The sequence below is a fragment of the Kitasatospora sp. NPDC005856 genome (assembly GCF_040629945.1).
Lineage (GTDB): Bacteria > Actinomycetota > Actinomycetes > Streptomycetales > Streptomycetaceae > Kitasatospora.
Genome location: NZ_JBEXWT010000112.1, coordinates 1 through 26,819 on the forward strand (window position 1 = coordinate 1; position 26,819 = coordinate 26,819).

Annotated in this window: 21 protein-coding genes and 1 pseudogene; 12 read left to right on the top strand and 10 right to left on the bottom strand. The window is 73.4% G+C overall.

Annotated elements, in window-relative coordinates:
* Positions 1 to 1,761 (top strand): M28 family peptidase (locus tag ABZ449_RS37200; RefSeq protein WP_360355124.1); only part of this gene is annotated, 1,761 nt, incomplete at its 5' end.
* 91 nt (positions 1,762 to 1,852) lie between these two features.
* Here ABZ449_RS37200 and ABZ449_RS37205 read toward each other — a convergent pair.
* Both ABZ449_RS37205 and ABZ449_RS37210 read right to left on the bottom strand, forming a co-directional pair.
* A complete protein-coding gene (locus tag ABZ449_RS37205; protein WP_360355126.1) occupies positions 1,853 to 2,410 on the bottom strand; it encodes a hypothetical protein in 558 nt (185 codons plus the stop codon).
* Between the two features lie 332 nt (positions 2,411 to 2,742).
* Positions 2,743 to 3,384 carry a hypothetical protein gene (locus ABZ449_RS37210; protein ID WP_360355128.1) on the bottom strand — a complete coding sequence of 214 codons (642 nt, stop codon included), beginning with the start codon at positions 3,382 to 3,384 and terminating at the stop codon, positions 2,743 to 2,745.
* Positions 3,385 to 3,574: 190 nt separating this feature from the next.
* Between ABZ449_RS37210 and ABZ449_RS37215 the strand changes: the two genes are divergently transcribed.
* The 3 genes from ABZ449_RS37215 to ABZ449_RS37225 all read left to right on the top strand — a co-directional run bounded on the left by ABZ449_RS37215 (position 3,575) and on the right by ABZ449_RS37225 (position 7,560).
* A complete protein-coding gene (locus ABZ449_RS37215) occupies positions 3,575 to 4,813 on the top strand; it encodes a cytochrome P450 (protein WP_360355131.1) in 1,239 nt (412 codons plus the stop codon).
* Between the two features lie 145 nt (positions 4,814 to 4,958).
* Positions 4,959 to 5,465, top strand: a complete 507-nt coding sequence (locus ABZ449_RS37220) for a carboxymuconolactone decarboxylase family protein (RefSeq protein WP_360355132.1) — start codon at positions 4,959 to 4,961, stop codon at positions 5,463 to 5,465.
* A 187-nt stretch (positions 5,466 to 5,652) separates the two neighbouring features.
* Complete coding sequence (locus ABZ449_RS37225) at positions 5,653 to 7,560, top strand: penicillin-binding transpeptidase domain-containing protein (protein ID WP_360355135.1); 1,908 nt, start codon at positions 5,653 to 5,655, stop codon at positions 7,558 to 7,560.
* Positions 7,561 to 7,711: 151 nt separating this feature from the next.
* On the opposite strand, the gene ABZ449_RS37230 is transcribed toward ABZ449_RS37225, so the two are convergent.
* The gene (locus ABZ449_RS37230) at positions 7,712 to 8,041 is read right to left on the bottom strand and encodes a hypothetical protein (protein WP_360355136.1); all 330 of its coding nucleotides are present in this window, start codon (positions 8,039 to 8,041) and stop codon (positions 7,712 to 7,714) included.
* A gap of 256 nt (positions 8,042 to 8,297) precedes the next feature.
* Here ABZ449_RS37230 and ABZ449_RS37235 point away from each other — a divergent pair, with 256 nt between their 5' ends.
* The gene (locus ABZ449_RS37235) at positions 8,298 to 9,206 is read left to right on the top strand and encodes a UTP--glucose-1-phosphate uridylyltransferase (protein WP_360355139.1); all 909 of its coding nucleotides are present in this window, start codon (positions 8,298 to 8,300) and stop codon (positions 9,204 to 9,206) included.
* A 121-nt stretch (positions 9,207 to 9,327) separates the two neighbouring features.
* On the opposite strand, the gene ABZ449_RS37240 is transcribed toward ABZ449_RS37235, so the two are convergent.
* On the bottom strand, positions 9,328 to 10,548 hold the full coding sequence (locus tag ABZ449_RS37240) for an FAD-dependent monooxygenase (RefSeq protein WP_360355142.1): 1,221 nt from the start codon (positions 10,546 to 10,548) through the stop codon (positions 9,328 to 9,330).
* 294 nt (positions 10,549 to 10,842) lie between these two features.
* Here ABZ449_RS37240 and ABZ449_RS37245 point away from each other — a divergent pair, with 294 nt between their 5' ends.
* The 7 genes from ABZ449_RS37245 to ABZ449_RS37275 all read left to right on the top strand — a co-directional run bounded on the left by ABZ449_RS37245 (position 10,843) and on the right by ABZ449_RS37275 (position 17,528).
* Entirely contained in the window at positions 10,843 to 11,178 is a 336-nt protein-coding gene (locus tag ABZ449_RS37245; RefSeq protein WP_360355144.1) for a hypothetical protein, read from the top strand.
* Between the two features lie 136 nt (positions 11,179 to 11,314).
* Positions 11,315 to 12,892, top strand: a complete 1,578-nt coding sequence (locus ABZ449_RS37250; protein WP_360355146.1) for a peptidoglycan-binding protein — start codon at positions 11,315 to 11,317, stop codon at positions 12,890 to 12,892.
* Between the two features lie 26 nt (positions 12,893 to 12,918).
* Positions 12,919 to 13,377 (top strand): protease inhibitor I42 family protein, encoded by a 459-nt coding sequence (locus ABZ449_RS37255; protein WP_360355149.1) that lies wholly within the window; start codon positions 12,919 to 12,921, stop codon positions 13,375 to 13,377.
* On the top strand, positions 13,374 to 13,778 hold the full coding sequence (locus ABZ449_RS37260) for a hypothetical protein (protein ID WP_360355152.1): 405 nt from the start codon (positions 13,374 to 13,376) through the stop codon (positions 13,776 to 13,778). Before ABZ449_RS37255 ends, ABZ449_RS37260 begins: the two co-directional genes overlap by 4 nt.
* 126 nt (positions 13,779 to 13,904) lie before the next feature.
* On the top strand, positions 13,905 to 15,089 hold the full coding sequence (locus ABZ449_RS37265; RefSeq protein WP_360355155.1) for a damage-control phosphatase ARMT1 family protein: 1,185 nt from the start codon (positions 13,905 to 13,907) through the stop codon (positions 15,087 to 15,089).
* Between the two features lie 154 nt (positions 15,090 to 15,243).
* Positions 15,244 to 16,074: a glycerophosphodiester phosphodiesterase gene (locus ABZ449_RS37270; RefSeq protein WP_360355158.1), complete on the top strand. Its 831-nt coding sequence runs from the start codon at positions 15,244 to 15,246 to the stop codon at positions 16,072 to 16,074.
* Positions 16,075 to 16,208: 134 nt separating this feature from the next.
* Entirely contained in the window at positions 16,209 to 17,528 is a 1,320-nt protein-coding gene (locus ABZ449_RS37275) for an MFS transporter (RefSeq protein ID WP_360355173.1), read from the top strand.
* Positions 17,529 to 17,616: 88 nt separating this feature from the next.
* Here ABZ449_RS37275 and ABZ449_RS37280 read toward each other — a convergent pair whose 3' ends face one another.
* From ABZ449_RS37280 to ABZ449_RS37305, 6 genes and pseudogenes are all read right to left on the bottom strand, one after another.
* A complete protein-coding gene (locus ABZ449_RS37280) occupies positions 17,617 to 19,470 on the bottom strand; it encodes a trypsin-like serine protease (RefSeq protein WP_360355160.1) in 1,854 nt (617 codons plus the stop codon).
* Between the two features lie 215 nt (positions 19,471 to 19,685).
* Positions 19,686 to 21,335, bottom strand: a complete 1,650-nt coding sequence (locus ABZ449_RS37285; RefSeq protein ID WP_360355162.1) for a trypsin-like serine protease — start codon at positions 21,333 to 21,335, stop codon at positions 19,686 to 19,688.
* Between the two features lie 136 nt (positions 21,336 to 21,471).
* Positions 21,472 to 23,196: a trypsin-like serine protease gene (locus ABZ449_RS37290; RefSeq protein ID WP_360355165.1), complete on the bottom strand. Its 1,725-nt coding sequence runs from the start codon at positions 23,194 to 23,196 to the stop codon at positions 21,472 to 21,474.
* 91 nt (positions 23,197 to 23,287) lie between these two features.
* Complete coding sequence (locus ABZ449_RS37295; protein WP_360355168.1) at positions 23,288 to 24,862, bottom strand: trypsin-like serine protease; 1,575 nt, start codon at positions 24,860 to 24,862, stop codon at positions 23,288 to 23,290.
* A gap of 68 nt (positions 24,863 to 24,930) precedes the next feature.
* Positions 24,931 to 26,541: a trypsin-like serine protease gene (locus ABZ449_RS37300; protein WP_360355171.1), complete on the bottom strand. Its 1,611-nt coding sequence runs from the start codon at positions 26,539 to 26,541 to the stop codon at positions 24,931 to 24,933.
* Positions 26,542 to 26,585: 44 nt separating this feature from the next.
* A pseudogene (locus ABZ449_RS37305) lies at positions 26,586 to 26,819 on the bottom strand (hypothetical protein); the annotation flags it as partial.

Sequence of the window (26,819 nt, forward strand, 5' to 3'; positions counted from 1 at the left end):
TACCGCACCGCCACCCTGACCGCCGCCAAGAGCCTCGACGCCACCTGCACCTTCTTCAACCGCGCCAAGGCCGCCTGGGACGCCGTCAGCGTCCCGGCCCAGAGCGGCGACCCCACCTGCACGCCGTCCGGCGCCAACGACTTCTCGCTCAGCCTCGGCCCGGCGTCCGGCTCCGTCCAGCCCGGCGCCTCCACCACGTCGACCGTGAGCACCGCGGTGACCTCCGGCACCGCGCAGACCGTCGCCCTCACCGCCTCCGGCCTGCCGTCCGGCGTCACCGCGAGCTTCAACCCCTCCTCGGTGCAGGCCGGTTCCTCCGCCACCCTGACCCTGACCGCCTCCGCCACCGCCGTGGCCGGGACGTACCAGATCACCGTCACCGGCACCGCCGGCGCCACCACCCACACCGCCCAGTACAGCCTCACCGTCGGCGGCGGGGGCAACCCCGGCGGGGCCGCGCCCGACATCGACGTCGCCAAGATCCAGGCCCACCTGGCCCAGCTGAACAGCATCGCCAACCAGAACGGCGGCCACCGCCGGGCGGGCAGCGCCGGACACAGCCAGTCGCTGGCGTACATCAAGGGCAAGCTCCAGGCGGCCGGTTACAGCGTCACCGAGCAGACCTGCACCTCCTGCACCTACCAGTCCAACAACCTGATCGCCGACTGGCCGGGCGGCCCGGCCGACCAGGTCACCATGTTCGGCGCCCACCTGGACAGCGTCTCGGCCGGCCCCGGCATCAACGACAACGGCTCCGGCTCGGCCACCCTGCTGGAGAACGCGCTCGTGCTCGCCCAGCAGAACCCCAGCCTGACCCGGCACGTGCGGTTCGCCTGGTGGACCGGTGAGGAGCAGGGCCTGCAGGGCTCGCAGTCCTACGTCGGCCAGCTGGGCTCCGCCCAGCGCTCCGCGATCAAGGCGTACTACAACTTCGACATGATCGCCTCGACCAACGCCGGGTACTTCATCAACAACATCAACTCCGCGGCCTCCGCGCCGATGAAGGCCTACTGGGACTCGCTGAACCTCAAGCCGGAGGAGAACGTCGAGGGCCAGGGCCGCTCGGACGACTACTCCTTCCAGCAGGCCGGCATCCCGACCTCGGGCTACGCGGCCGGCGCCAGCGACACCAAGACCTCGGCCCAGGCGGCCAAGTGGGGCGGCACGGCGGGCCGTTCCTACGACTCCTGCTACCACTCCTCCTGCGACACCACCGGCAACATCGACGCGACGGTGCTGAACCGCAGCGCCGACGGCGTGGCGTACACCATCTGGAAGACCTCGGTCGGCGGCACCACGCCCACCAACGACTTCTCCGTCTCGGTGAACCCGACCACCGCCACCGTCAAGCCCGGTGAGACCGCCAGCGCGACGGTCGCCACCTCGACCACCTCCGGCTCGGCCCAGACGGTCAACCTGACCGCCTCGGGCGCGCCGGCCGGCGTGACGGTCTCCTTCAACCCGTCCTCGGTGCAGTCCGGCGGCTCGGCGACGCTCACCGTCGCCACCTCCGCCTCGACCGCCACCGGCACCTACACCATCACCCTGACCGGGACCGGCTCGGCCACCCACAGCACCAGCTTCTCCCTGGTGGTGGGCAACGACTCGCCGAACCCCGGTGGCACCTGGACCCCCGGCACCACCTACCAGGCAGGTGACGTCGTGACCTACAACGGGGTCAGCTACCGCTGCCTCCAGGGCCACACCGCCCAGGTCGGCTGGGAGCCGCCGGTCGTGCCGGCGCTCTGGCAGCAGGTGTGACCGGGGCGCCCTGACGCCCGGTGAAACCGCTGCGCCGCGGTCCGTCGAGGGGACGGACCGCGGCGCAGCCGTGTCGGCCGACCGCCTGGCCTCAGCCCGGGTGGAAGGCGACCCGGACGGTGGCGTCGAAGGGGACGATCAGGCCGTTGCCCGTCTCCCAGGTCCAGGTGCGCGGGACCAGGAACATCCGGCCGCCGGCGTGGGCCAGCAGTCGCAGGCCCTCGTAGCGGTAGCGGAACCGCGCCCCCTGCTCCACGTCGGGCAGCACCGTCTCCCGCACCCCGGACCACCCCAGGTAGAGGCGCTCCGAGGTGTCCAGGACGACCGCCGGACGCCGGTAGAGGTGGCGGGCCAGCTGCTCCGCGTCGGCCGTGCCCTTCTGCTGGGCGTAGCCGCCGACCGCCCAGAACGCGCAGAGCACGATGATCGCCACGCTGATCCCCACCGCCGCCCGCTCGCCGGTCAGCGGGTACGGCGCGCCGGTGCCGCGCACGTACATCATCCGGGCCAGGACCGCGAGCAGCAGCCCGCCGCCGATCAGCAGCGGGGTGCCCATCGGGCCGGCGTCGAACACCTCGAAGCCGGCCAGGAAGCCGAGCACCAGCAGCGGGACGACCAGCGCGGCGACGACCACGCAGGCCCGTCGCACCGTCCGGGCGCCGACCGTACCGCCCGCGGCCGCCCTGGTCGCGAGGTGGTAGCCCAGTGCTCCGACCAGGGCCCCGCACAGGGCGACCCCGGCCGGGACGTAGAGCGCGGGGGAGCTGCGGAGCAGGAGGTCCTGGGTGGCGAAGCCGATCGTGCCGGCGTCGATGCCGAAGTAGCTGTAGAGCGAACTGGTGTAGGCGTAGCCGAAGAAGAAGAGCAGCGCGGTGAGGAGGGTGGTCGGAGCGACCCAGGTGGCGAGCTTGGCGATCCAGTCCGACCAGGAGCGCGCCGGCGGCTGCTCCGGCCCTCCCGGGGACTCCCCCTCGGCAGGGCTCAGGGGGTGCTCCCGGTGCCGGTGGGGGCACCGGTGTACGGGCTCGACCCGCCGGTGGGGGTGGAGCCGTAGGTCCCGCCGTTGCCCGGGGTCCCGCCGTTGCCGGTGGTGGACCCTTCGTCAGGGCTGATGATCTCCACCGAGCCCACGGCCTCGATCCGCTTGACGGAGTCGTCGGCCGCCACCGTGAGGCAGATGTTCCGGCTCTTCGTCCCGGGCTTCCACGGCGGGAGCCGGAACTCGGCCCGCTCGGTCTCGCCGTCGGTCACCTGGACCGTCTGCGAGGCAGGAGTGGCGTACACCGTGCTGCCGCAGTCGGAGACCTTGCTGATCGTGGCCGTGAAGCTGGTCCTCGACGGGAAGGACAGGCTGATCAGGGCGGTGCGGTCGGTGCCCTGGACGTTCGCCGAGGGCTCGCCGGCGTTCCGGAATCCGCCCTGGTCCCCCTGGTCCTTGGTCCGCTGGTCGTCCGGCTCCCCCGAGCCGTTGTTCTGGCCGCTCTGCCCGGCCCGGTTGGCGCCGGCCGACCCGGAGTCGCCACCACCGCCGCAGGCCGCGAGGGCCGGGAGGAGCAGGGCCGCCGCCAGCCACCGGGCCGCTCGGCCGGTCCGGCCGCCTCCGAAGTTCCCGGTCCCGGGCATGCGTTCTCCCATCCGCGCGGCGTGCAGGGGCCGGTCGGCCCCGTCGGACGCTAGCCGCGCGCGGACGGCCGGGCGGGCCGCCGCGCCGCCCCGGGCCGGGCCCGCCACCTGTTCGGCGCACCCCGGACGGGCCCGCGCCGACATAGAGTCGGAACGGACGCACCGTCAGCAGATCGGAAGGAACCGCCCCGTGAACACGGACACCCGCCCGGTGCCGGAGCTGGCCGCCGAGGTCGTCGAGCAGTGGCGGGCCGAGGAGGCCGAGCTCGTCGAGCTGCTGGCCCGGACGCAGCGCGGCATCGGCGGCATCGCCGCCTTCCGGCTCGGCCCGACGCCGACCGTCCTGGTCACCGACCCGGCCGCCGTGCAGCACGTCCTGGGCCGCCACCCGGACCGGTACGTCAAGCGCTCGCACCGCGCCCGGATGCTGGTCGGGGACGGAGTGCTGTCCGCCGCCGGGGACGCCTGGAAGCGTCAACGGCGGCTGCTGCAGTCACAGTTCACCGGCACCGGGATGCGCGGCTACGAGCAGCGGATCACCGCGGCGGCGCGCCGCACCGCCGAGCGCTGGGAGGGGTACCGGCGCACCGGGGAGACCTTCGACGTCGGCGAGGAGATGCGCGGCTTCGCCCTGGACACCGTCTGGCGGGCGCTCACCGGGCTGCCGCTGGACGACCGGACGGACGGCGAACTCCGCGCGGTGGAACGGGTGGTCGCCGCCATGCCGAAGCTGCCCACCGACGCGGCGGACGCCCGGGACGCCGTCGCCGCGGACCTCGCCCGGATCGACGCGGTGGCGCACGCGGCGATCGAAGCGGCCCGCTCGGCCGGCCCGACCGCGGAGCCCGGCGTGCTCCGGATGCTGATCGAGGCGGGCGAGCAGTACCCGGAGTACACCGACCGGTTGATCCGGGACGAGCTGGTCACCCTGCTCGTCGCCGGCCACGAGACCACGGCCACCACGCTCACCTGGCTCTTCCTGCTGCTCGACCGCCACCCCGAGGCCCGCACGGCCGAGCCGCAGGCGCTGGTGAGCGAGACACTGCGGCTCTACCCCTCCGCCTGGATCCTCCCCCGGCACGCCGTCGAGGACGACGTCATCGCCGGGCACCGCATCGCCGCCGGGACGGACGTGCTGGTCTGCCCTTACCTCACCCACCGGGACCCGGCGCTGTGGCCCGACCCGGAGCGCTTCGACCCTGCCCGCTTCGCCGCCGGCGCGGACCGCCCCGGGCAGCTCGGCGCCTACTTCCCGTTCGGCCTCGGCGCCCGCGCCTGCCTGGGCACCCGGTTCGCGCTGCGCGAGACCACGGCGCTGCTGGAACTCCTGCTGCCGATGGGGCGGTTGGCGTTCCGGTCGCGGCCGGCGGGGGCGGCGTACAGCATCACCGTACGGCCGGACGGGCCGACGCCGGCCTCGCTGGGCTGAGGCCTTGTCCGGGTGCGGAGTCGGCTCTGGTCCGGGCGGGACCGGGTTGTCCGGGCGGGACCGGGCGGGACCGGGTTGTCACAAACCCGAGCCGGGATCCGTCGGACGGGTGACCGCACGGTTCACCCGCGAGAAGAGGAACACCATGACCGTCCGCCCGATCACCGCCGAGGTCCCGCTGCGCCCGCGCATGGCCCAGGACCCGGTGGAGCTCGTCCCCGAGATCGCCGAGGTCTCGGCCGCGCTGTTCAAGGCCACCGGCAACCGGTCCGTCCCCCGCAGCACCATCGGCCTGGTCCAGCTGCGGGCCGGCCAGATCGCCGGCAGCACCTACCTGACCGTCCTGCACACCGGTTTCCTCCGCAGGGCCGGCGAGTCGGAGGAGCGGATCGCCTCGGTAGCCGGCTGGCCGGACTCCCCCTGGTTCACCGCCCCCGAGCGCGCCGCGCTCGCCCTGGTCGAGGCCGTCCTCCAGCCCAACCCGCAGGGCGAGCGGGTGCCGGACGCCCTGTACGCGGAGGTCGCCGGGCACTACGACGACACGGCGCTGACCACGCTCATGCTCGCCATCGGCCAGGTCAACTTCTTCACCGCCATCGCCCTGATCGCCAAGCCCGTCCCCGGCCGGTCCTTCACCGACCCCTGGGCCTGAGCAGCCCCCGCACCCCCATGGCCCGCCCGGCCGATCACCGGGCGGGCCGTCCCGCTGTCGACCGATCACCCGTCTCGACATAGGCTGATCCGCGCCCGAACGGACTTTCGTCCCATCGGGCCCGCGGGCCGACATGCCGGAGGGGGCGTGCCCGCAGCACACGGAGGATCGCAGGGGGGACGGAGCCATGTCCGGGGAGCGGAAGAACGATCGGCACGACGAGTACGACGGATATGACGGGTACGACGAGGGCGCCAGGCGCAGCGGGCACGACGGGGTCGAGGGGCAGGACGGACCCCACGGGCACGACGGGTTCCACCGGCAGGACGGGTTCCACCGGCAGGACGGCTACGGCCCGCACCAGGAGTACGACGAACTCGCCGACGACGACGCCGGGTACGTGCCGTTCGACGAGGACGAGGAGGACGACCCCGGGGCCCCGCGCCGGTCGACCACGCGCCGGATCGTGATGGTGGCGGCCGGCGGGGTGTTCGCCGCCCTGCTGGCCGTCGGCGGCTACGGCGCCTACAACGTGCTGAACGCCGTGACGGACAACGGCCCGTCCGGCGGCGGCCACCAGGGCTCCGAAACCGTGGCGAAGGCCCCGCAGGACCCGCCGACCGCCGAGCAGGCCGAGGCGGCGGCCAAGGAGTTCCTGGCGGCCTGGAGCCGCGGCGACATCGCGGCCGCCTCCGGTCTGACCGACCGGCCGGAAACCGCCCGCGCCGCGCTGACCACGTTCCAGGAACAGGTGGGCCCCCGCTCGCTCGCCCTGACCGGGACGGGCCGCGCGCAGGCCGACACCCCGAGCGAGCCGGCGCTGGGGTTCCGGGTGAAGGCGGAGTTCGAGGGCACCCCGGAAGCCTGGGAGTACGACAGCGTGCTGAGCTTCGTCCGCTCCCAGGACGGACGGCCCGTGGTGCGATGGAAGCCGTCCGTGGTCCACCCGCAGCTCGCCCCGGGCCGAACCATCGCGGTGAAGGCGCTGACCAACGCCGTGTCCAAGCCCACCGACCGCAAGGGCCGGCCGCTCGACGCCTTCCCGTCGCTGCGCGGCGTCCTGCCCCAGATCACCCCGCCGGACGGCGCCACCGCCGTCACCGGCCGGGCCGTGGTGCTCTCCGGCGCGGGCGCCGGCGGCAGCGAGCCGGAGCCGCTGTTCGTGCTGACCCCGCCGAGCGCCCCGCAGGTCAAGCTCACCCTGGACGCCGACCTCCAGCAGGTGGCCGAGGAGGCGGTCAAGCAGCAGTCGGCGAACGGCAATCCGGCCTCGCTGGTGGCCGTCCAGCCGAGCACCGGCAACATCCTGGCGATGGCGTACGCCCCGCAGGGCGGCTTCAACCGCGCCATCGCGGGCGGCCAGGCGCCCGGCTCGACGATGAAGGTGATCACCGCAGCCGCCCTGCTGGAGGCCGGGGTGAGCCCGGACACCGTGGTGCCGTGCAAGGCCACCACCAACTCCCCGCGCGCCTGGCACAACGACGAGCCCGGCGACTTCCCCTCCTACACGCTCGCCGACGACTTCTCGCACTCCTGCAACACCGGCTTCATCGACAAGGGCCTGGAGAAGCTCCAGCCCGGCACCCTGGGCGCGGTGGCCCGCGAGCAGTTCGGGCTCGGCCTGGAGTGGCACATCGGCGTCCCGAGCCGGGACGTCACCATCCCGCCGCCCGGGAACAAGGACGAGGCCGCGGCCTCGTACATCGGCCAGGGCCGGATCCAGGCCAACTCGCTGGCGATGGCCTCGGTCGCCGCCACCGTGCAGAGCGGGACGTTCCGCCAGCCCGTGCTGCGTGAGGACGCCAAGCGGGTGACGACACCCGGCAAGCTGCCGGCCGACGTCGCCCGGGACCTGCGCGCCATGATGTCCAAGACCGCCACCCAGGGCACCGCCCGGACCCCGATGGCCGGCCTGTCCGGCCAGATCGGCGCCAAGACCGGCACCGTCGAGGCCGGCGGCCAGGCCAACAACAGCTGGTTCATCGCCTACCGCGGCGACCTCGCCGTGGCCGCCGAGGTCGAGGGCGGCGGGCACGGCTTCAGCGCGGCGGGCGTGGCCGCGGCCCAGGTGCTGAAGGCGGGCGGCAAGGGCTGAGCCTACGGCCCGCACCTCCGCCCGCGCCCGGAGGCGGAGGCGGGCGCGTCGCGTCGCGTCGTGTCAGCGTCCGGCGCACACCGCCGGCGTGCGCGCCAGGGCGCGCACGCTGGGGCGGGTTGATGCGAGGGCGGGGGCTCGGCAGGAGTGTTCAGGCGGAGCCCTCGCCGTGGATCAGGCGGAGCTTCGGCATGCCGGGGAACGGCGGGGTGTGTTCCGCCTCCTGGTCGGCGATCAGGTCGGCCAGCATCCGGGCACCCCTGGCGCGGAAGACGGCCTTGAGCTCCTCGTCGGCCTCCTCCTCGCCCGGATAGAGGGTGAAGTGGACGGCCCCCTGGTCGTCCTCCCAGCTGTAGCTGCGGTACTGCGGCAGGGCGGGCCCGTCCTCCGCTCCGGGCCCGGTCATCGCGCCGGCCTCGTCCGTCGCGCCGGCCTCGTCCGTCGCTCCGGTCTCGTCCGTCGTGCCGGCCTCGTCCGTCATGGGGTGCCTCCGGTGGTCGTCCTCGGGTGGTCTGCCGCCGTGGGCAACGAATCGGGAGCAAAAAGGGCCCGGTCTCGCCGTGACCGCCCTCCGCGAGGCGGGACAGTCGCGGCTCCGGGCGCCTCCGAACGGCTTCCGCGGGGCCAACTTCCGTACGCCGACCGTCCACTTAACGCAACGTCAGGGCTTGATAGCGTCGACCGGAACGCCGTGCCAGCACGGCGGCCGCACCAGCCACGAAACGAGAGAGCGCCACATGGCCCCCAGGACGATCCGCCGAGCCGTCATCCCCGCCGCCGGCCTCGGCTCCCGCCTCCTGCCGCTGACCAAGGCCACGCCGAAGGAGATGCTGCCCGTCGGCGACAAGCCGGTCATCGAACACACCGTGCGCGAGCTGATCGAGAGCGGCATCACCGACATCACCATCGTCGTGAACGGCGACAAGGGCCTGATCCAGGAGCACTTCCGCCCCAACCCCGTCCTGGTCGAGCAGCTGCGCCGGGACGGCAAGGCGGCCTTCGCGGCGGCGGTCGAGGAGGTCGGCGAGCTGTCCCGCAAGGGCCACATCAGCTACCTCTACCAGCACGGCCCGTACGGCAACGGCACCCCGGTGCTCAACGCCGCCCGCCACTTCGGCGACGAGCCCTGCCTGGTGCTCTGGCCCGACGACGTCTTCGTGGCCGAGGTCCCCCGCGCGCAGCAGCTGATCCGGGCGTACGAGCAGACCAACGCGCCGGTGCTCGCGCTGATGCCGATGGCCCCCGAGGACTCCTACCGCTACGGCGTACCGGTGGTGAAGGAGGACCTCGGCGGCGGATCGCTGCGGATCACCGGCCTGGTCGAGAAGCCGAAGCCGGCCGACGCTCCCTCCGCGTACGCGGCGATCGGCGGCTACGTCATCACCCCCGGCATCGTCGACGAGCTGCGCGAACTGACGCTCCGGTGGCACGAGAAGCCCGAGGACGAGGTCTACCTGACCGACGCCATCAACGCCTACGCGGCGCGGCGCGCGGTCTACGGGCAGGTCATCGCCGGCACCTGGTACGACACCGGCAACCCCGCCGCCTATCTGCGCGCCCAGTTCGCCGCCGCGCTCGCCAACCCCGAGTACGGCGCCGATCTGCGCCGGCTCGCCGCGGAGCTCTCCCCGGCCGTCGCCGGGTAGGCGCCGCGGCCGGGTGCGACGGCCCCGCACCCGGACGGCCCCGCACCCGGGAGTCCGGGTACGGGCCGGCCGGGCGCGGCCGGTACGGGGACGGGCCCGGGCCGGTACGGGGCGCCCCCGGTCAGTAGTCCGGCAGGTCGAAGTCGAGGGCCGCCCGGAAGGCCGCCTCCAGCTTCGGATCGGGCCGTCCCGGGTTCATGACGCTCTCGGACCGGGCCTTGCGGTCCCCGGTCAGCTCGAGGATCGCCTGGTTGGCGGCCACGTGGTCGCGCAGTCGCCGCTCGTAGGCGGGGTAGGCCGTGCGGTGGTCGCCGTCGGCCGCGTGCAGTTCGCCCGCCAGGACGTAGGCGGCGGTCAGGGCCACGCTGGTGCCCTGGCCGGTGGCCGGGGAGCAGCAGTAGCCGGCGTCGCCGAGCAGGACGACGCGGTCCTCGGACCAGCGGTCCATCCGGATCTGGGCGATGACGTCGTAGTGGAAGGCGTCCGTCTCCCCCATCGCCTTCAGGAAGCGCGGCAGCTCCCAGCGCGCGTGGGCGGAACGCTCGGCCACCAACTGCCGCTGCCGGGCCGGGTCCCGCGGGAGCATGTCGGCGAGCGGCTCGTCGCTGTGGAAGCCGACGAAGACGCGCAGTTCGCTGTTGTCGCGGACGGTCATCGCCATGCAGAACCAGTTCGGGTCGTCGCCGTCCCGGTGGGCGATCTCCCAGCGGTCGAGGCCGAGGTGGTTGGGCGCGCTCCAGCCGGCGACGTAGGTGCCGATCGGGTGGAGGTAGTCCGCCTCGGGACCGAAGACCAGGCGCCGGGTGTTCGAGTGCAGGCCGTCGGCGCCGACGACCAGGTCGAAGGACCGCTCGGTGCCGCCGCGGAACCGGACCTCGACGCCCTCGGCGTGCTGCACCAGGGTGTCGATCGCGTCGCCGAAGCGGTACTCGACGCCGGGCCCGGCGGCCGGGCCGCTCCGCTCCGCTCCCGCGATCAGCTCGGCGAGTTCGTCGCGCAGGATCTCCACGTCCGGGCCGTCGATCGGCCCGCCCGTCGCCGTCCACTCCGTGCTGCGGCGCAGTTCCCGGCCGTCCGCGTCGACCACGGACATCCCGCGCAGCCCGGTCCGGCGGGCCCGGACCTGCTCCAGCAGGCCCATCCGCTCGACCACCGTCAGGGCGGTGCCGCGGATGTCCACCGCCTGCCCGCCGCCGCGCAGCGAGGGGGCCCGCTCCACGACCGTGGCGCGGAAGCCGTAGCGGTCCAGCCAGTGGGCGAGGGCGGTGCCGGCGATCCCCGCACCGGAGACCAGGACCGAGGTGGTGCGCGCGCCGGAGTGCGGCCGGATGCTGTTCGACATGGTGACCTCCCATGGGTCGCTCTGTGTTCGACAGCAGCCTGGGACGGGCCACTTGCACGGCGCGGACGGACGCGGACACGGCGCTGTCACCGCTGACAGAACACCGGCAGCGCGCTGACAGGACGGCGCCGACCGGCCTCGGCGGTACGCCGTGACCGATCGGTGGACGCTCTGTCATGAATTCGCAACAGCGCCCCCACCAGGCGCGATACGAATTGCCCGGGCACCGGACGGCCCGTATGGTGCTCGGACGCCGTCGCGCGGACGGCTCGGGGGACGCACGAGGGGTGAAGCATGGCGCAGGGGTCGGGGTACGCGATCCAGGCCGGCGGGGCCGAGGGACAGGCGAAGGCGCTGGACAAGGCGTCAGGTGACGAGGGCGTGATCGGAACGGCGATCAGCGATCCGGTCTGCTACGCCGCGGACGTCTTCGGGGGCGAGGACGTCGATCCGGCGTACCAGAACTTCAGCAGCTCCTGGCAGGCGGAGAGCGCGACGATCAAGAGCGCGCTGAGCGAACTGGCGGGCAAGGTGCGGAGCTCATCGGCCGGCTACCGGTCGGCCGACGGCACCGTGGTGAAGGACCTCGCGGCGGCCTCCAGCAGCGGCGAGTACCGGCCCTTCGGCTGAGTCCGAGTCAGGGAACGCGGGCCGCGGCCGAGCACGGACAGCCGGACGGCCAGGCAGCCGAGCAGCCGACGAAGAGCCGACGGGCAGCGGCAGGAACCACACCACGGGCAACGGGAACAGGGGCGAACGATCCGCCATGGCAGGTGAATCCACCACGCAGCGCTGCAAGGCGCTGAGCGACCGGCTGAAGAACGTCCGCGAGGCGGACAGCAAGAACGGGCTGATCTCCGCGATCAAGGGTGCCCTCGGAGTCCACGCGCCGGTCGGGGACCCGGGCACCATCGAGGCCACCGGCAACCGCTACAAGAACGCGGCCGCCGACTCCAACCAGCTCCACCAGGACGTCCTGGCGGTCGCCACCTCCGGGCTGCCGGACGTCTGGACCGGTTCGACGGGGGCGAAGGCCGCCGAGGTGGTGGCCGCCGCCGCCCGCGCCGTCGACCAGCAGACCAGCTCGCTCCACAACGGCGGGATAGCCCTGCTCCACCTCGCGGACGCGCTGCGCACCGCCCAGGGCCAGGACGCCGCCGCGCGTTCCGCGCTCCAGCAGGTGCTGGGCTCGCTGGGCGGCGAGGACGGCTGGTTCGACGACTGGTTCGAGGGCGACGACGAGGAGGCGGCGCGCAAGAAGGCGCAGCAGGCCGCCGTGCCCCACGTCGAGGCGATGCTGAACGCCGCCAAGCACGCCGACGAGGCGGCTCGGGCCGCGGCCAGGGACCTGAACAAGCTGGCCTCCGAGGCCCGCGCGGGCAAGATGAAGTCCGGTGCGGTCACCGCCGCCGACAAGCTCGTGCTGGCCGAGACCTCCGGTCCGGACGGTCCGACCGAGCTGAACGAGCTGTTGACCGCCAACGACATGAAGCGGTCCGGCGAGTACCTGGACAAGATGAACGAGAAGGACCGGGCGGACTTCGAGAAGCTGCTCGCCGACTCCAAGACCCCGCAGGAGCGCGCCTACCTGATGAAGGCGCTGGCGGCCGGTCACTCCATGGACGAGATCCGCGCCTTCCAGGGCAAGATCCACGGCAAGGACCCGGAGTGGCTCCGGACGCACCTGTCGCCGGTCCACACCGAGGACGAGGACACCTCCAGCGGCGGCACCAACGACAACGGCTCCAACAAGAACACCGACCAGGTGACCTTCGACGGTGCCAACTGGAAGCAGGCGGACACCGAGGGCACCTGCGTCGCCTCCTCCACCGTCACCGCCCGGGCGATGGTCGACCCGCTCTACGCGCTCGACCTCACCGGCGGCCCGACCGGCCAGGAGGACGACCCGGCGGCGTTCCAGAAGCGGCTGCTGGACGAGCAGCACCGGGTGCACCAGGAGGGTGACGGCGGCGCCAACTGGGACGGCATGGGGCCGGACGGCAAGGAGAGGGTGCTGGAGGCGGAGGTCAGCCCGCACACCGGCGCCGAGTTCGACTACAAGAAGATGCCGGACGCCGACTCCCGGCGGGAGCTGCTGCCGGACATCGAGAAGGCGGTCGCCGACGGCAAGCCGGTGCCGGTCGGGGTCGAGGGCTACGACCAGGACGGCAAGCGGTCGGGCCACGCGATGATGATCGTCGGCCAGGAGGGCAACATGCTGCAGATCTACAACCCGTGGGGCACCACCACCTGGGTCAGCGAGGAGGACTTCGTCAACGGCCGCATGGCCGGGGCCTCGGACAACCGGCTGCCCACCGCCTACGCCGTCCACCTGCCGAAGTGACCGGGGTGGCAAGGGTGTTCAGGAGGATGCCGGTGCGGACGGCGGTACGGACGGCGGCACTGACGGCCGTCCTCGCGGCCATCATGGCGGCCGGGCTGACGGCCTGTGGACAGGACGGGCCGGGCGGGCCGGACCGGGGCCGGGTGCTCGGCGCGGAGGAGCGCTCGGTCACCCTCGCCGTCGGCGAGCGCTTCACCATCGCCGTCCGGGACAACACCTCGGTCGGCGACCGCTGGAGCGTCGTGGACCCGAAGCCGGACGCCGCGGTCGCGGCCCTGGCCGAGGAGAAGCTCGACCTCCCGGAGAAGTCGAAGACCGCGGACGGCGTCGGCGGCACCCGCTTCTACACCTTCGAGGCCAAGGGCAGCGGGACCACCGCCGTCACCCTGCTCAACTGCTTCCGCGGCTACTGCAACCTTCCCGCCCCCAGCGACGAGAACAGGAAGATGATCGTGCGCACCACCTACACGGTGACGGTCCGATGAGCTCCGACGACCGCTTCCGGCCCAAGACCGACGACGAGCTGCTCCAGCTCGACGTGTCCGCCATGCTCCGCTACGGCCTGGCCTTCCCCGGGCCGCACCGGGCGGCGCTGTTCGGCGAGGGCGCCGTCGCGGCCGCGCTGGCCGCCGACCGGCTGGGGGTGCTCCCCCGCTCGCTCGCCTTCCTCGCCGAGGTGGTGCGCAGCGGCGGCGCCCGCTACGCCGCCGACCTCGCCGAGCCGCTGCCCGGGACGGAGCCGGCCCGGCTCGCCCACGACTGGCTGGGCTCGGCGGCCACCACCGTCACCACCGTCGACGGCGACCAGCTGCTCGCCCGCTGGCTGGAGGCCGTCGCGGAGATCCTCGGGCTGCGCCGGGACGTCCGCGGTGGGGCGGGCGGCTGAGGAGCGGCCCGTCCTAGACTCGGCGTGTCAGTGGCTCCGGCCGCCGAGGACGAGAGAGACGAGCCAGCCGTCGTGTCGAAGCCGAACCCGTCGAGCGTGAACCCGTCGAACGCGAACCCGTCGAGCGTGAGCGGCGCGTCGGGCACGCCGCCGGTGATCCGCAGCGGCGTGCCCGGGTCCTTCGCGCACGGGGTGTTCCACGAGCGCCACCCGAAGCTGCTCCGGCAGGTCCTCGACGCGCTGCCGTACGGGCCGGGCGAGCGGGCGGCGGTCGAGCGGCTGCTGGCGGAGAGCACCGGCGGGGTGCTGGAGCCGCTGGGGGCGGACGCCCGGGACGGGGCGAGGTGGCTGGCCTGGGGCGAGGGCCTGTGGGGCAGGCCGTGGGGCGAGGCGCCGTTCCTGTGGGCGGAGAGCTACTTCTACCGGCGGCTGCTGGAGGCCACCGGGTACTTCCGGCCCGGTGCCTGGCAGGGCATCGATCCCTTCGCGCCGTTCAAGAGCGCCGAGCTGGACGGGCCGGCGGTGGACGAGGAGCTGGCCGCGCTGGACGGGCTCGACGGGCTGCCGGAGGACCGGCGGGCGCAGGCGCTGGTCTCCTCCGCGCTGTGGGGGAACCGGGCGGACCTCAGCTTCCGGATCACCGCGGGCGCCCAGGGGGCGTCGGCACCGGACCTGGCCGCCGACGACGGTCCGCTGCTGCGGGCCGCGCTGGAGCGGGCCGGGAACGAGGCCGGAACGGTCTGCGTCGTCGCGGACAACGCGGGCCGGGAGCTGCTGCCGGACCTGGTGCTGATCGACCACCTGCTGGCCCACGGCCTGGCGGCGCGGGTCGTGCTGTACGTGAAGCCGCAGCCGTACTTCGTGTCGGACGCGACGATGGCCGACGTCCTCGCCGCGGTCGGGCGGCTTCGCACCGCACCGTCCCCGGTGGCCGGGGCGATCGGCGGGCGGCTGTGGCGGGCGCTGGACGGGGGTGCGCTCCTGGTCCGTACGCATCCGTTCTTCTGCGCTCCGCTGCCGTTCCACGACCTGCCCGCCGATCTGCGGGCCGAGTTCGCCGGTGCGGCGCTGACGATCGTCAAGGGGGACCTCAACTACCGCCGCCTGGTCGGCGACCGGCTCTGGCCGCCGACCACGCCGTTCGCCGGGGCCGCGGGGCACTTCCCCTCCCCCGTGGCGGCGCTGCGGACGCTGAAGTCGGACGTGGTCGTGGGCCTCGACGCCGCCACCGTGGCCCGGCTGGACGGCACCGGGACGCCGTGGCGCACCGACGGCCGGCATGCCCTCGTCCAGGTCGCCCCCCGCACGTAGGGGGGCTTTCCGGGCCTTCGGGGCCTTCGGGGCCTTTCGCCCGAGGGGCGTTACCGCTTGACAGGGTGCGTAATACTGTAACGCGCTGGTACGTCCACGGATCCCGGCCTCCCGGGTCGCGTCGGGCCCCCTCTCCCGCAGCTCGGAGCACCACATGCACCCCTTCCTCGACCACCCCGGGCCGCTCGCCTTCGCGCACCGGGGCGGTGACCTCGGGCGCCCCGAGAACTCGCTCGCCGCCTTCGAGGCCGCCGTCGCGCTCGGGTACCGCTACCTGGAGACGGATGTGCACGCGACCGCCGACGGCGTGCTGGTGGCCTTCCACGACTCGCGCCTCGACCGGGTCACCGACCGCAGCGGGGCGGTGGCGGAGCTGCCCTGGGAGGCCGTCAGGCGGGCCCGGATCGGCGGGACCGAGCCGGTGCCACTGCTGGAGGAACTGCTCGGCTCCTTCCCCGGGGCCCGCTTCAACATCGACGTCAAGGCGGCGCCGGCCGTCGCTCCGCTGGTCGAGGCGATCCGCCGGACCGACGCCTGGGACCGGGTCTGCGTCGGCGGCTTCTCCGACAGCCGGCTGGCCGCCGTCCGGGCCGCGGCCGGCCCCCGGCTGGCCACCTCCCTCGGCCCCCGCGAGGTGGCCCGGTTGCGGCTGCGTTCGCTGGCCGAATCGTTCCTGCCCTCGGCCCGTCCGGGGGCGCGGTCCCGGCGCCCGGGAGCGCCGTACACCGGGCTGTGCGCGCAGGTGCCGGAGCGGCACCGGGGCGTGCGGGTGGTCGACCGGGCGTTCGTCCGCACGGCCCACCGGCTCGGACTCCAGGTGCACGTCTGGACTGTGGACGATCCCACACGGATCAGGTCTCTCCTCGACCTGGGTGTGGATGGCATCATGGCCGATCGCATCGACGTCCTGCGGGACGTCCTCGGCGAGCGCGGCTGCTGGACGGACGGCAGTACCGGCTCCAGCACGGTGATGGGAACCCCATGAGCACCACGAACTCGGCGACGCACCTGCCGGACGACCCACCGACCGACCCCGCGACCGACCCCGCGACCGACCCCGCGACCGCCCCGGCGGACGGCGCGGCGGCCGCCGCCGACGAGGGGCGGTCCCTGCGCCGGATGCAGTTCGGCTGGTACGTCAACGACTGGGCCAACGCCGCCTTCTCAGCCACCGTCCTGACGGTCTTCCTGGGCCCGTACCTGACCACCGTCGCCAAGGACGCCGCCGACGCGGCCGGCAACGTGCACCCGCTCGGCCTGACGATCCGTGCAGGATCGTTCTTCCCGTACACCGTCTCCTTCTCCGTGCTGCTCTCGGTCGCGGTGATGCTGCTGACCGGCACCGTCGCCGACCGCACCGGCCGGCACAAGGAACTGATGTGCGGCTTCGCGTACGTCGGCTCGCTCGCCACCATGGGGATGTTCTTCCTCAGCGGCGACCGCTACCTGCTCGGCGGCGCGCTGCTGGTGGTCGCCAACATCTCGTACGCGGTCTCGGTCGCGCTCTCCTACGCCTACCTGCCCGGCCTGGCCTCCCCCGACGAGCGCGACAAGGTCTCCTCCAAGGGCTGGGCCTACGGCTACGCGGGCGGCGGACTGCTGCTGATCGCCAACCTGGTGCTGTTCCAGGGCCACGACGCGTTCGGCCTGGACTCCGGCACCGCCGTACGGATCTGCCTCGCCTCGGCCGGCCTGTGGTGGGCGCTGTTCACCGTCGTCCCGCTGCTGCGACTGCCCTCCCGGGCCGGCATCGCCCCCAGCCGCACCGCGACGACCACCGGAGACGGCAAGCCCGCCGCCGGCAGCCTGCGCGAACTCGGCCGCACCCTGCGCGGCATGCGCGAGCACCCGCTGACGCTGCTCTACCTCGCCGCCTTCCTCTGCTACAACGACGGCATCCAGACCGTCGTCTCCCAGGCCTCGCTCTACGGCAGCGAGGAACTCGGCATGGAGCAGACCTCCCTGGTCACCGCCGTCCTCCTGGTCCAGATCGTGGCGATCGGCGGCGCCCTGCTGCTCGGCCGGATCGCCCACCGGTACGGCGCCAAGCGGACCATCCTCGGCTCCCTGGTCGGCTGGGTCGTCACCCTGGCCCTCGGCTACTTCATGCCCGCCCACCAGCCCGCCTGGTTCTACGTCCTGGCCTGCATGATCGGTCTGGTGCTCGGCGGCAGCCAGGCGCTCTCCCGCTCCCTGTTCTCCCACCTGATCCCGCCCGGCCGGGAGGCCGAGTACTTCAGCTTCTACAAGGTCAGCGACCGCGGCACCAGCTGGATGGGACCGCTCGTCTTCGGCCTCGCCTACCAGGTCACCGGCAGCTACCGCTCGGCGATCATCTCGCTGCTGATCTTCTTCGTGATCGGCTTCGTCGTCCTGCTGAAGGTGCCGGTCCGCCGCGCCATCGAGGCCGTCGGCAACCCGGTGCCCGAGCGGCTCTGACGGTTCGCCCGGAAGCCGCGGGCCCGGCCGCTCCCCCGATCCGTCGGGGAGCGGCCGGGCCCGTAGTGCTTCGGGGCTCCGGGATCCGTCAGCCGGTGATCATGGTCTTGCCGGGGACGGTCGTCAGCCCGCCCCAGACCTGGCCCGGGCCGGGCTTGTAGGAGGCGTGGTTCAGGACCCCGTCCTGGCCGGTGGCGAAGAGGTCCATGACGCCCGCCGTGGCGTTGAACGTCGCGGTCGGGAACCGTCCGGCGGTGAACTTCCAGTCGCCCAGGGCGGTCCAGTCGCGCCACGGCTTGCCGTCGGGGATCCACTCGGTGCGGGAGAGGATGCCGTCACCGCCCACCGCGAACAGCTCGAAGCCTCCGGTGGCGGGGTCGAAGACCGCGGCCGGCGAGCCCGCGAACTGCCGGCCGGGGACGTCGTACCAGCCGCTCCACTTCGCCATGCCCGCCGTGTAGTAGGAGTGCGCGACACCGCCGTTGGTCTGGGTGGCGAAGACCTCCACGGTCCTGGTGACCGGGTTGTAGGCCGCCGTGGGGCTGCCGGTGAACCGCCGGTTGTCGTCCTGGTAGTACCACTCGTGCCAGTTCGCGCCGTCCCCCTTCCAGTACGTCTGGCACAGCACGCCGTTGGTGCCCACCGCGAACAGCTCGATGGCGCCGGTGGACGGGTTGTAGACGGCGCTCGGGCTGCTCGCGAACCGCCAGTTCTCGTAGATCCCGTACCAGCCGCTCCACTTCGCCATGCCCGGCGTGTAGTAGGAGTGCGCGACACCGCCGTTGGTCTGGGTGGCGAAGACCTCCGCGGTCTTCGTCTCCGGGTTGTAGACGGCCGTGGGGCTGCCGGTGAACCTCCGGTTGGAGTCCTGGGCGTACCACTCGCTCCAGCCCTGGCCGTTCGGCAGCCAGTAGGTCTGCTTGAGCACGCCGTCGGTGTCGATCGCGAACAGCTCGACGGCGTCGGTCGCGGGGTTGTACAGCGCGGTGGGGGTGCTCGCGAACGCCCAGTTGCCGCCGACCTGCGTCCAGCCGCTCCAGGTCGTGCCGTCGGAGCTGGAGGAGAACACCACGTGGCGGTCGCTGTCGACGGCGAAGACCGTGGAGACCTTCCGGACCGGGTCGTAGACCGAACTGCGGGCCGCCGGGTTGGCGGTGACGGTGTCCCACCAGCCGCCGCGGACCTGGCCGATCCACGCGCCGAGGTCGTCCACCCGGGAGGAGAACGCACCGGTGCGGGTCTCGGTGGCGGGAGTGCCCAGGCAGCCGCCCTGCCACGAGCGGGAGGCCACGGCGACCAGTTCGGCCTTGCCGTTGACCTGACGGATCGCCGGGGCACCGGTGTCGCCCTTGCAGACCGCCGCGCCACCGGTGCCGGTGATGCCGATGCCGGTCGGGCTGACGGTGTCGAGGCCGAACGCACCGCTGTGCAGCTTGTTGGTGATCCACTCGTCCTTGGTGCGGCCGTACCCGGGCACCCGCAGCGTCTCCCCGGCGCTGGGGGCGGTGGTGGCGACCGCGAGCGGCGCGACACCGTTGACCGGCGCGGCCAGGCGGGCCAGGACCAGGTCGCGGTCCTGACGCGGCGCCAGCTCCACCACCTCCGTCACCGTGCCGGCGGAGGTGGTCAGGTCGGTGCGTCCGACGGTGGCGGTGGTCTTCCACTTGGGCGCGCCGGCCGCGAGGGCCTGCGGCTGGGCCGGGTCGTCGGCGAAGCAGGAGGCGGCGGTGAGGACCCAGTAGCGGTCGATGAGCGCACCGGTGCAGGCGCGCAGGTTGTCGCCGATCGCCAGCCGCACGGTGGAGGCGTAGGTGCCGTCGGCGGCCGCGTCACCGACCACGGCCTGGGCCGGGGAGAAGGTGCTCAGCGTGCCGGCGGCAGCGGCCGCGGCCGCGACCAGCACGCCCGCACTGCGGGAGCGGACCTGGGACTTGCGGGACATGAGGGATCTCCCTGGAACGTTTTCGGGAAGGGCGGCACCGCGCGGCTGCGCGGGGTGCCGATGGGGTTCACCGGTGGCACTGCCGCCGGCCGGGCGCGGCCCGCCCCGCGCGGGGCGGGGCGGGGCGGGCCGTGGACGGAGGGTCCCTGGGTCAGGGGCCGGAAGGGGTCAGGGGGCGGAGGGGCCAGCCGGTTCGGGAGCGCTCCGCCGCTCCGTCAGCCGATGGTTGCGGCCGTGGTGGCGGTGATGGCCTGGACACCGCTGGCGCCGCCGGGGACCGCCTGCCAGCCGGTCCAGACGCCGTCGGGGGTGTTGGTGCGGGTGTAGACGTTGCGGTCGTCGCCGATGGCGTACAGACGGACCACGTTGTCGGCGGTGGTGGTGCTGGTGATCGCCCTGATGCCGTTGTTCTCGACCAGCGTCCAACCGCTCCAGTTGCCGGTGGTGTCATCGCCGGTGGCGGCGTGCAGGCCGCCGTCGGAGCCGATGACCTGCAGGCTCACCGTGTTGCCCCGGGCCGTGGCGGTGATGGCCTGGACACCGCTGGCCCCGCCGGGGACCGCCTGCCAGCCCGTCCAGACGCCGTCGGGGGTGTTGGTGCGGGTGTAGACGTTGCGGTCGTCGCCGATGGCGTACAGACGGACCACGTTGTCGGCGGTGGTGGTGCTGGTGATGGCCCTGATGCCGTTGTTCTCGACCGGCGTCCAACCGCTCCAGTTGCCGGTGGTGTAATCGCCGGTGGCGGCGTGCAGGCCGCCGTCGGAGCCGATGACCTGCAGGCTCACCGTGTTGCCCCGGGCCGTGGCGGTGATGGCCTGGACACCGCCGGCGCCGCCGGGAATCTCCTGCCAGCCGGACCAGGCACCGCCGACCACACCGTCACGGGTGTAGACCCTGCCGTCGGTGCCGATGGCGAAGACGTGCACGGCGTTGCCGATGGCGACGCTGTCCACGGCGCTCTGGGTGCCGGCCGTGGCGCTGGTGCCGACCGCCGACCAGCGGTCGGCCCAGCGGCCGGTCCGGTGGTCGGTGACGGTGTCCCACAGCGCGAGGTCGGAGCCCAGGACCTGGACGTGCGTGCCCGGCTTCACCTCCGCGGTGCTGTAACGCACCTCCTTCACCCAGGCGTCGAGGTCGTCCACACGGGTGTTGTGGACGCCGGTGCGGGTCTCGGTGGCGGGCACGCCCAGGCAGCCGCCCTGCCAGGAGCGGGAGGCGACGGCGACCAGCTCGGCCGCACCGTTGGTGTCACGGATCACGGGGGCGCCGGTGTCCCCCTTGCAGACCGCGGCGCCGCCGGTACCGGTGGTGCCGATGCCGGTCGCGTTCACGGTGGCGAGGGTGAACGCGCCGGAGTGCAGCTTGTTGGGCACCCATTCGGTCTTGGTGCGCCCGTACCCGGGCACGCGCAGCGACTGCCCGACGGTCGGCGCCGCGGTGGCGACCGCCAACGGGGCGATGCCGTCCACGGGCGTGGCCAGGCGGGCCATCACGAGGTCACGGTCGGCGCGCGGCACCAGCTCGGCGATCTCGGCGGTCCTGCCGGTGGACGTGGTCAGGTCGGTGCGGCCGACGGTGGCGGTGGTCCTCCACTTGGGCGCGCCGGCCGCGAGGACCTGCGGCTGGGCCGGGTCGTCGGCGAAGCAGGAAGCGGCGGTGAGGACCCAGTAGCGGTCGACCAGCGCACCGGTGCAGGCGCGCAGGTTGTCACCGATCACCAGCCGCGCGGTGAAGGCGTAGGAACCGTCGGCGGCCGGATCGCCGGCCACGGCCTGGGCCGGGGCGAAGCTGCCGAGCGCGCCGGCGATCGCGGTCGCGGCCAGCACGCCGGCCCGCCGCGAGCGGGCCTGGGACTTGCGAGGCATGGGGAGTCTCCCTGAGACGTTCGAAAGGGCCGCACGGGCACGGGGTTCGGGTGGGGCTTCGCCGTCGGCGGTGCGCCGACCGGGTCGCGGCCCGCCCTCCGCTGGGCAGGACGGGCCGCATCGGGCCTGCCGCGGATCAGGGGGCGGAGGGGCCTCCGTGGATGCGGCCCCAGCCCGGACCCAGCGGGTCGACGGACCACAGCGTGCCGTTGACGTCCCGGACGTAGGTGACCGGGTGCCCGGTGGCCGGGTCGACGACGGTGTGCGGGACGGCGTCCGCGGCCAGCGCGGTGCCGGCGGGAGTGAGGACGAACTCGGTCCACGTCCCGGTGGAGAAGTCCAGCGAGTTCAGCCGGCTGTCCGGACCGTTGACGTAGACCACGGTCCGGTTGCCGCTCTTGTCGGCCACCGCGACCGGGTCGGTGGCGGCCTTCACGCCCCAGTCGCGCCAGCCCGGGCCCCACGGGTCGACGGACCACAGGTGGTTGGCGGCGTCGCGGACGAAGGTGGTGAAGTGCCCGGTGGCCGGGTCGACCACGGTCGAGGGGACGGCGTCGGGGGCCATCGCCGGCGGGACGAACTCGACCCGGCCGGCGCCGCGGCGGTCGATCGAGTTCAGCCGGTTGTTCGGACCGTTGACGTGGACGACGATGTGGCCGTCGTTCGGGTTGACCACCGGAACGGGGTCGGTGGCGGCCAGCGGGCCGTAGTCGTACCAGCCCTCGCCCTGCGGGTCGACGGACCACAGGTGGTGGGCGGTGTCCCGGACGAAGGTCACCAGGTGGTCGGTGGCCGGGTCGACGACCGTGCGCGGCACGGCGTCGGGGGCCAGCACCGTGCCCGACGGGGTCGGGACGAACGCGGTCCACTGACCGGTGGTGCGGTCGTAGGACCAGAGCTTGTTGTCCGGCCCGTTGACGTACACCTTGACGTGCTTGCTGACCGGGTCCGCGATCGCGGTGGGACGGGCGGCGGCGTACCCGCCCAGGTCGGTCCAGCCCTCGCTCTTCGGATCGACCGACCAGAGGTGGTTCGCGCTGTCCTGCACGAAGGTCAGCAGGTGGTCGGTGACGGGGTCGACCACGGTGAACGGCGAGGCCTTCACCACGGTCCCCGAGGGGGTCGAGTGCCTGGTCCTGGTGATCCACGTGTCGAGGTCGTCGACGCGGGTGGCGTAGGCGCCGGTGCGGGTCTCCGAGGCGGGGACGCCGAGGCAGCCGCCCTGCCAGGAGCGCGAGGCCACGCCCACGAGTTCGGCCCGTCCGTTGACCTCCCGGACCACCGGAGCGCCGGTGTCGCCCTTGCAGACCGCCGCACCGCCCGTCCCCGTGATGCCGACACCGGCCGGGCTCACCGTGTCGAGGCTGAACGCGCCGGTGTGCAGCTTGTCCTGGATCCACTCCGTCTTCGTGCGCCCGAAGCCGGACACGCGAAGGCCCTGCCCGGCCGTCGGCGCGGCGGTGGCGACCGCCAGCGGAGTGACGCCCTCGACGGGCGTGCCCAGACGGGCCATCACCAGGTCACGGCCCTCGGCCGGCACCAGCTCGACGAGCTCGGCCGACGTGCCGGCGACGGTGGCGACGCTGCGCCACTTCGGCCGGCCGGCCTGGAGGGCCTGCGGCTGCGCCGGGTCGTCGGAGAAGCAGGAGGCGGCGCTGATCACCCAGTACTGGTCGATCAACGCACCGGTGCAGCCGCGGAAGCTGTCGCCGACGGCGATCCGCGCGGTGGTGCTGTCGGACGCCGCGGCACCGGAGACGGCGCCGGCCGGGGCGAAGGTGGTCAGCGTGCCGGCGGCGGCCGCCGCGACGGCTGCCAGCACACCCGCCCGCCGGGGGCGGAACTGGGACTTGCGGGACACGGGGATTCCCCTCCGAGTGGGCCTGCGGGAGCCCGCGTGGGCGGTCGGCCTCGGGCCGACGGCCCACGCGGGGGGCTGGTTACGGGTCGGGTCAGCCGTTGGTGGCGGCGATGCCCTGGATGGCGCTGCTGGGGACGAGGTAGAAGGTCGTCCAGCTGCCGTCGGCCTTCTTGTCGGCGGTCCAGATCCGGTCGTCGGTGCCGATGGCGAACAGGCGGACGGTGTCGCCGATCGTGGTGGTGGCGACCTGCTTGACGCCGAGGACGTCGGGCACCGCGTCGAAGGGGGTCCAGGGGCCGTTGGCGGTGCTGTCGGTGGTCCAGACCTTCCGGTCGGCGCCGACGGCGAACAGCCGCACCGTGCTGCCGATCGTGGTGACGGTGATGTGCTGGATGGCGCTGCTGGGAATGGCCTCGAAGGTGGTCCACGTCCCGGCGGTGTAGTCGCCGGTGGTGGTCCAGATCCGGTCGTCGCCGCCGATCGCGAACAGGCGCACGGTGTTGCCGACGGTGGTGGCGGTCACCTGCTTGATCGAGCTGCTGGGCAGCGCCTCGAACGCGGACCAGGTGCCGGCCGCGTAGTCGCCCGCGGCGGTGTAGATGCGCTGGTCGCCACCGATCGCGAACAGCCGGACCTTGTCGCCCATGGCGACGGCGGTCACCTGCCGGATGCCGCTGTTGCCCGGCACCGCCTCGAACGGCGTCCAGGCGCCCGTGGCAGCGTCCTTGGAGGCGGTGTAGACGCGCTGGTCACCGCCGATCGCGAACAGCCGGACCTTGTCGCCCATCGTGACGGCGCTGACCTGCCGCATGGCGCTGTTGCCCGGCACCGCCTCGAAGGTGCCCCACACGTTCGTGGTGTAGCCGCCCTCGTTGGCCCAGATCCGGTTGTCGCCGCCGACCGCGAACAGCTCGCTGGCCGGACGGGAGGCTTTCACCTGCTTGACCCAGCCGCCGAGGTCGTCGACCCGGGAGCTGTACGCACCCGTGCGGGTCTCGGTGGCCGGGACGCCGAAGCAACCGCCCTGCCAGGAACGGGAGGCCACGGCGACCAGCTCGGCCCGGCCGTTGACCTCCCGGATCGCCGGGGCACCGGTGTCACCCTTGCAGACCGCCGCGCCGCCCGTACCGGTGGTGCCGATACCGGTCGGGCTCACGGTGTCGAGGGTGAAGGCGCCGGAGTGGAGCTTGCCCGGCACCCACTCGTCCTTGGTGCGACCGTACCCGGGCACCCGCAGGCTCTGCCCGGCGGTCGGCGCCGTGACCGCCAGCGGCAGCGCGGGGACTCCGTCGACGGGCGTGGTGAGACGGGCCATCACCAGGTCACGGTCCTGACGCGGCACCAGCTCGGCCACCTCGGCCGACTTGGTACCGACCGTGACGGTCGTCTTCCACTTCGGCGCACCCGCGGCCGGCGCCTGCGGCTGCGCCGGGTCGTCGGAGAAGCAGGACGCGGCGGTGAGCACCCAGTAACGGTCCACCAGCGCGCCGGTGCAGCCGCGCAGGTTGTCACCGATCACCAGCCGGGCGGTGGAGGCGTAGGTGCCGTCGGCGGCCGCGTCGCCGACCACGGCCTGGGCCGGAGAGAAGGTGCTCAACGTACTGGCGGCAGCGGCCGCCACCAGCACACCCGCCCGCTGGACGCGGACCCGGGACTTGCGGGACATCAGGAATCCCCCCTGAGGAGTACGAGGTGGGCGTCCCGCCGGACCGGCGGGACGCGATGCGGGCTTGGTCAGCCGGTGGTGGTGGCGGTGATGGTCTTGACGCCCGTGGCGCCGCCGGGGACCTCGCCCCACGGGGTCCACTTGCCGGCGTTGTAGTCGGCGTCGCGGTTGTAGACCTTGTCGTCCTCGTTGACGGCGACGAGATGGACGACGTTGCCCTCGGCACTGCTGGAGATGGCCTTCAGCTTGTTGTCACTGACCTTCTGCCACTGCTGGTCCCAGCGGCCGAGGTCGTAGTGGCCGTAGGTGGTGAACAGGTCGCCGGCGCCGCCGATGATCTGCAGGTCGACGGTGTAGCCGCGGGCGGCGGCGGTGATGCCCTGGACACCGACGGCACCGCCGGGGATCTCACCCCACGGCGTCCACTGGCCGTTGGTCAGCTGGTCGCGGGTGTAGACGCGGCTGTCCTCGTTGACGGCGAAGACGTGGACCACGTTGTCGGGGGTGGTGGTGCTGGTGATGGCCTTCAGGTTGTTGGTGCCGACCGGCTCCCAGTACTCCGCCCACGCGCCGGCGGTGTAGTCGGCGTGGGTGCTGTAGAGGGAGTTGTCGGAGCCGATGATCTGCAGGCTGACGGTGTTGCCGCGGGCCGTGGCGGTGATGCCCTTGGCGCCGCCCGCACCGCCGCGCACCTCGCCCCACGGGGTCCACGCGCCGCCGACCTTGCCGTCGTGGGTGTAGACCTTGCCGTCCGAGCCCACGGCGAAGACGTGCACGGTGTCGCCGATGGCGACGCTGTCCACGGCGGTCAGCGCGACGCTGTTGACGGGCGACCAGCTGCCGAGCCAGTTGCCGACCTTGCGGTCGACGGCGGTGTCCCACAGCCTGCTGTTGATGTCGATGATCTGCACGTGCAGGCCGGCCTTGACCTCCGCCGTGCGGTACCGCAGGTCCTTCACCCAGTCGCCGAGGTCGTCGACCCGGGAGCTGTACGCACCGGTGCGGGTCTCGGTGGCCGGGGTTCCCAGGCAGCCGCCCTGCCAGGAACGGGAGGCCACGGCGACCAGCTCGGCCCGGCCGTTGACCTCCCGGATCGCCGGGGCACCGGTGTCACCCTTGCAGACCGCCGCGCCACCGGTACCGGTGGTACCGATACCGGTCGGGCCCACGGTGTCGAGGCTGAACGCCCCGGTGTGCGGCTTGTCCGGCACCCACTCGCCCTTGGTCCGGCCGAAACCGGAGACGCGCAGGCTCTGCCCGGCGGTCGGCGCCGTGGCGGCCAGCGGCAGCGGCGCGACGCCGTCGACGGGCGTGGCGAGGCGGGCCATCACCAGGTCGCGGTCCTGGCGCGGCACCAGCTCGGCCACCTCGGCCGACTTGGTACCGACCGTGACGGTCGTCTTCCACTTCGGCGCACCCGCGGCCGGCGCCTGCGGCTGCGCCGGGTCGTCGGAGAAGCAGGACGCGGCGGTGAGCACCCAGTAACGGTCCACCAGCGCGCCGGTGCAGCCGCGCAGGTTGTCACCGAGGACGATCCGGGCGGCGGTGGTGTAGGTGCCGTCGGCGGCCGTGTCACCGGAGACGGCGCCGGCCGGAGAGAACGTGCTCAACGTGCCGGCGGCCACGGCCGCGGTCAGCGCGCCCGCCCGCAGGTTGCGCGACGAGGTGGTGCGAGGCATGAGTGGGCTCCCGAACGTGAGAGGTGGATGCGGGGTGGTGGCGGTCAGCCGGTGACGGTCAGCTCGACGAGGGCCGCCGGGCTGCCGCCGGTGCCTTCGCCGACTCCCTTGACGCCGTTCGTGGGGACGTCGACGGTCTGCGAGGTGGTGCCGACGGTGAGGCCGGCGCGGACCGAGCGGCCGCCGCTGGTCTGGATGAAGAAGACGTCGGGCAGCTGGAGGGAGAGGTTCCCCGTCGTGCCGGTGACGGTGAAGCAGATCTGGTTGTCCGGATTGCC

What these genes read in the sequence shown, in the direction of transcription:
- ABZ449_RS37210 (WP_360355128.1), bottom strand. Translation starts at nt 3,384, where the DNA reads ATGCCCGGGACCGGGAACTTCGGAGGCGGCCGGACCGGCCGAGCGGCC.
- ABZ449_RS37220 (WP_360355132.1), top strand. Translation starts at nt 4,959, where the DNA reads ATGACCGTCCGCCCGATCACCGCCGAGGTCCCGCTGCGCCCGCGCATG.
- ABZ449_RS37225 (WP_360355135.1), top strand. Translation starts at nt 5,653, where the DNA reads ATGTCCGGGGAGCGGAAGAACGATCGGCACGACGAGTACGACGGATAT.
- ABZ449_RS37230 (WP_360355136.1), bottom strand. Translation starts at nt 8,041, where the DNA reads ATGACGGACGAGGCCGGCACGACGGACGAGACCGGAGCGACGGACGAG.
- ABZ449_RS37235 (WP_360355139.1), top strand. Translation starts at nt 8,298, where the DNA reads ATGGCCCCCAGGACGATCCGCCGAGCCGTCATCCCCGCCGCCGGCCTC.
- ABZ449_RS37240 (WP_360355142.1), bottom strand. Translation starts at nt 10,548, where the DNA reads ATGTCGAACAGCATCCGGCCGCACTCCGGCGCGCGCACCACCTCGGTC.
- ABZ449_RS37245 (WP_360355144.1), top strand. Translation starts at nt 10,843, where the DNA reads ATGGCGCAGGGGTCGGGGTACGCGATCCAGGCCGGCGGGGCCGAGGGA.
- ABZ449_RS37250 (WP_360355146.1), top strand. Translation starts at nt 11,315, where the DNA reads ATGGCAGGTGAATCCACCACGCAGCGCTGCAAGGCGCTGAGCGACCGG.
- ABZ449_RS37255 (WP_360355149.1), top strand. Translation starts at nt 12,919, where the DNA reads ATGCCGGTGCGGACGGCGGTACGGACGGCGGCACTGACGGCCGTCCTC.
- ABZ449_RS37260 (WP_360355152.1), top strand. Translation starts at nt 13,374, where the DNA reads ATGAGCTCCGACGACCGCTTCCGGCCCAAGACCGACGACGAGCTGCTC.
- ABZ449_RS37270 (WP_360355158.1), top strand. Translation starts at nt 15,244, where the DNA reads ATGCACCCCTTCCTCGACCACCCCGGGCCGCTCGCCTTCGCGCACCGG.
- ABZ449_RS37275 (WP_360355173.1), top strand. Translation starts at nt 16,209, where the DNA reads ATGCAGTTCGGCTGGTACGTCAACGACTGGGCCAACGCCGCCTTCTCA.
- ABZ449_RS37280 (WP_360355160.1), bottom strand. Translation starts at nt 19,470, where the DNA reads ATGTCCCGCAAGTCCCAGGTCCGCTCCCGCAGTGCGGGCGTGCTGGTC.
- ABZ449_RS37285 (WP_360355162.1), bottom strand. Translation starts at nt 21,335, where the DNA reads ATGCCTCGCAAGTCCCAGGCCCGCTCGCGGCGGGCCGGCGTGCTGGCC.
- ABZ449_RS37295 (WP_360355168.1), bottom strand. Translation starts at nt 24,862, where the DNA reads ATGTCCCGCAAGTCCCGGGTCCGCGTCCAGCGGGCGGGTGTGCTGGTG.
- ABZ449_RS37300 (WP_360355171.1), bottom strand. Translation starts at nt 26,541, where the DNA reads ATGCCTCGCACCACCTCGTCGCGCAACCTGCGGGCGGGCGCGCTGACC.